This window comes from Paraburkholderia sp. CNPSo 3281 (genome assembly GCF_024206515.1).
Lineage (GTDB): Bacteria > Pseudomonadota > Gammaproteobacteria > Burkholderiales > Burkholderiaceae > Paraburkholderia > Paraburkholderia nodosa.
Window position 1 is genome coordinate 1 of the sequence record NZ_JAMBPS010000120.1, and the last position, 3,973, is coordinate 3,973.

Genomic DNA, 3,973 nt, shown 5'->3' on the forward strand with positions numbered 1-3,973 from the left:
CTACGCAAGATCGTCAAGACGCGTGGGCACTTCCCCACGGACGAGGCCGCGACCAAACTGCTGTGGCTGGCCTTGCGCAATATCACGGCTGACTGGAGCCGTGCCGCACATGACTGGAAAGCCGCGATGAACCAGTTCGCGATCCTCTACGAGGATCGCTTCACCAGGAATCATTTGTAGAATGCAATTGATGACCTGCCAGACGGCAGGTTTTTATCTGCCTTGCACACAAAAATTCAGACACTTCCGCCGCTTGGTTAGTTCGTGCTGTTCGCGTTGATCGCCACGTGGAGAGTCACTGCTTCAAGCGATCAAGAATGTGCGCGTTCGGCGACATGCCGGTGATGGTCAGTACCCGCTTGCTGTCACAACCCATCCTGCCATCCTGGATAGCACCTGCTCACGCATCAGTAACCATCCCGAATGTGGGTTGATGAATCTCCACGTGGAGATTCAATAGTTGCACACACAGGCCGAATCGTTTCTAGTTCATCCCCATCTCGCTCACTGCACTAGACTGCTCAAGGTCAAGTCGATGAATCTCCACGTGGAGATTTGCTCGAGGCTCCTCAACGCCCTCGGCCGCGGCATACTGCTCCAGTGCTTTCGCCTAACTCGATCCTTCTCCCACCGTCACAAGCGCATTACACGGCTGTGCAAAGATACTGCGTCTCATCGACCTGCGAGCAGGCGAGCCCACATCTTCAATTCTGCGATCTCCACGTGGAGATCGGTTTTCCACGGTCGTTGAAACATCGCAATCCAGTCATTGCGCCCGTTCGCCAACCTTCTGTGTTGGGTCCAATCCTTATCCGTTCGGCCAATTGGTTGTGAACTGACAACGTCTGAGACAGAAATCCTAGAATTTACTTTAAGTTGCCATTAGACTCTCGAATGACTTGCTGGAGTCTCCACGTGGAGAGTGCGCCTGGAAGGCTCGTCCGCTGTTGAACAATTGCATGGAGAAACGAATGGGTCTCGTGATAGCCGTAGCGAACCAAAAGGGTGGGGTTGGCAAAACCACCACCAGCATGAATCTGGCTGGCGCATTTCAGGCTGAAGGCTATAAGGTCTATGTCGCCGATGCCGATGGTCAGCAATCTTGCATGAGTTGGTGTGCAGCGGCCGGTCCCGAAACGCCCCTGCCGTTCCGCGTCGGCAGCATTCACAAGCTGGAGAAGATGATTGGGCCGGAGATCGCCGCGCTGGCGAACGACTACGACGTCGTCATCGTCGACTGCCCGCCCAATATCAACGACCTCACTACCGCGCGAGTGCTTGCCGTCGCCGACGCCACCGTCATTCCGACAGATGCGTCGCCGATCGACATCTGGAGTAGCGAAGGGATGATGGAGTTGGTCGAGCGAACCCGCGTTGCCAATCCGGCGGGAAAATTCGCAATTTTGCTGAATAAATCTAATTCGAAGACGCTGCTGCACACGCAGATGAGCGCCATCCTCGCCGAGAGCAATGTCCGCGTATTTGCGGCAACCATCAAGCAGCGCGAACTCTATCGTCAGACGGCAGCGCTCGGCCGCACCGTCTTCGATGTGCGCGGCGTGCGCGGGGCGAAAGTCGCGAAAGACGAGATCAGCGCCGTCTACAACGAGATCATCGCGCTGGTTCAGGAAGAAGAAGAGGTGGTCGATGGCCGCTAAGCTGAATTTCACCAGCAAGGTCCGCGCGGGCATGGCTGCCGAGCGCGTTTCGGCTGGCGAGCGTCTCGCCGAAGCTGATGTCGTCAATATCGCGCAGCGCGACGCGGGCGCACCCAACGCCGTAGACACAGACACGCCGGCTGCTCAGCCTGCCGAAGTCATCGAGGCACCGCTTTCGCTGCATGCGGTCCGGAAGATTTCGGTCGAAGATGTCGTCTCCAATCCGTACAACCCGCGCGCGTTCTACAGCGCCGAGACGATCGACGAGCTGGCCGAAAGCTTTGCGACGCAAGGGCAGATCACGCCGATCCTGGTCACGAAACTCGCGGCGTTTCCCGGCCAATATGTGATCGTCGACGGCGAGCGGCGTATTCGCGCTGCGCGTTCGCGCGGCGACAAGTTCATCGACGCCGATGTCCGCGAGGGTCTCGACAACCAGAACCTGTACCTGCGCGCCTATCACGCCAACAAGGAGCGCGAGGAACAGACGGTATTCGACGATGCGCTCGCGTGGAAGAAACTGCTCGACGATCGCGTCTACGTCGACCAGGTCGAGTTGGGCGTGGCCGTCGGCGAAGATCCGAAGCACATCAGCAAGGTGATTGCGCTCACGTCGCTGCCGCCTTATCTGCTGCAGAGGATGGCGCAGAATCGCAAGGATGTCGGGCTCGGACACGCCTACAACATCAAGCTGATCTTCGACCGGGCGGGCGCTACGGTCGCCGAGCATTGGCTTCAGCAGGTGATCGAAGGGAAGGCGAGCGTGCGCAAGCTCGAGGCGGCGGCCTCGGCTGAAGCGGGCGCGCGCAGCGTCGGGCCGCGCCGTACGCACTACCAGTCCCGCGTCCAGTTCAACCGACCGGACGGCGTCGCGCTGGGCGAACTGAAACTGTTCGGCGACGGGCGCGCGGAGTTGAGCCTCAAGGGCATCGCGCCTTCGGATCAGCAACGTCTGGCCGAGCGCGTCAAGGCAGTCATCGAGCAGTGGGCTTCGGAAATGGATACGACCGGGACGACGACCTGAGCGTCGCGAGCATCGGCTAAGGGCAGCAGGGGAGGGCGTCGTCAGACGCCCTATTTTGTTGTAGCGGCGATGCGAGCCGTACGCGAGCCACCACCGGGGTCGAATCCGTGAAACAGCCGAGAAAAGATAGCGGATCAAGCATAATCATTTAGATTCAATGGGTTAGATCCAGTTTTCTAGAATGTTTCACGAAACATGTTAGTTGAGGCAGAGTTAAATTGCGTTTTTTGCATTGCGAGCCATGGAGATATCCACGACAAGCGAAAAATGTAGCAAATAATACGTAGTTTGTAATGCATTACAAGCAACAAGGCTCTGAGCAATTGACAACGCCCGCCCCCCAGGTCATGCTTTCTAAGATGAACTGCCGCCTTTTCACGATTGCGCTGATTACTAGCACCATTCAACGAATGGTGGGTTAGCGCACGTCTGGCAGCAGTGACAACAACCCGCCCCATGAGGCGGGTTTTTTGTTTCCGCCTCCTGGCCAAAACGAAAGTGAGTACAGGAGCCGTCATGCAGGTGCATCAAAGCCGCCCCACCGAAGCAAACGAAGCCACCGAAGTCGCCGAAGCCACTGAGTCCGCTCAGTCTCGTCGCGACGAAAACGACTATCTCCGGAAGATTCTCACGGCACGGGTGTACGACGCCGCCCGCGAGACCGAACTCGAGCGCGCCCCGAACCTCTCGGCGCGCCTGCGCAACGCCGTGTTCCTCAAGCGCGAGGACAACCAGCCGGTGTTCTCCTTCAAGCTACGCGGCGCGTACAACAAGATGGCGCATCTCTCGCCCGCGCAACTCGAGCGCGGCGTGATCACCGCCTCGGCGGGCAATCACGCGCAGGGCGTGGCGCTTTCGGCGTCGAAGCTCGGCGTGAAGGCCGTGATCTGCGTGCCGGTGACCACGCCGCAGGTGAAGGTCGACGCCGTGCGCGCCCACGGCGGCGCGACCGTCGAGGTCGTGCAGGCCGGCGAGTCGTACAGCGACGCCTACGCCCACGCCGTGCGCCTGCAGGAAGAACGCGGCCTGACCTTCGTGCATCCGTTCGACGATCCCCACGTGATCGCCGGCCAGGGCACCGTGGCGATGGAAGTGCTGAGCCAGCATCAGGCCCCGATTCATGCGATCTTCGTGCCGATCGGCGGCGGCGGGCTGGCTGCGGGTGTGGCGGCGTACGTAAAGGCCGTGCGCCCCGAGATCAAGGTGATCGGCGTGCAGACCGATGATTCCTGCGCGATGGCGCAGTCGATCGAGGCGGGCCAGCGCGTGGAACTCACCGAAGTCGGACTGT

At 59.6% G+C, this 3,973-nt stretch carries 3 protein-coding genes and 1 pseudogene; all 4 read left to right on the forward strand.

Annotated features, from left to right (window positions below):
* Positions 1-180: pseudogene (locus M3I56_RS40230) on the forward strand (IS256 family transposase); the annotation flags it as partial.
* Positions 181-971: 791 nt separating this feature from the next.
* Positions 972-1,658 (forward strand): ParA family partition ATPase, encoded by a 687-nt coding sequence (gene parA, locus M3I56_RS40235; RefSeq protein WP_254358597.1) that lies wholly within the window; start codon positions 972-974, stop codon positions 1,656-1,658.
* Complete coding sequence (locus M3I56_RS40240; protein WP_254358599.1) at positions 1,648-2,682, forward strand: ParB/RepB/Spo0J family partition protein; 1,035 nt, start codon at positions 1,648-1,650, stop codon at positions 2,680-2,682. The genes parA and M3I56_RS40240 overlap by 11 nt, the downstream gene beginning before the upstream one ends.
* 516 nt (positions 2,683-3,198) lie before the next feature.
* Positions 3,199-3,973 (forward strand): pyridoxal-phosphate dependent enzyme (locus M3I56_RS40245; protein WP_254358601.1); only part of this gene is annotated, 775 nt, incomplete at its 3' end.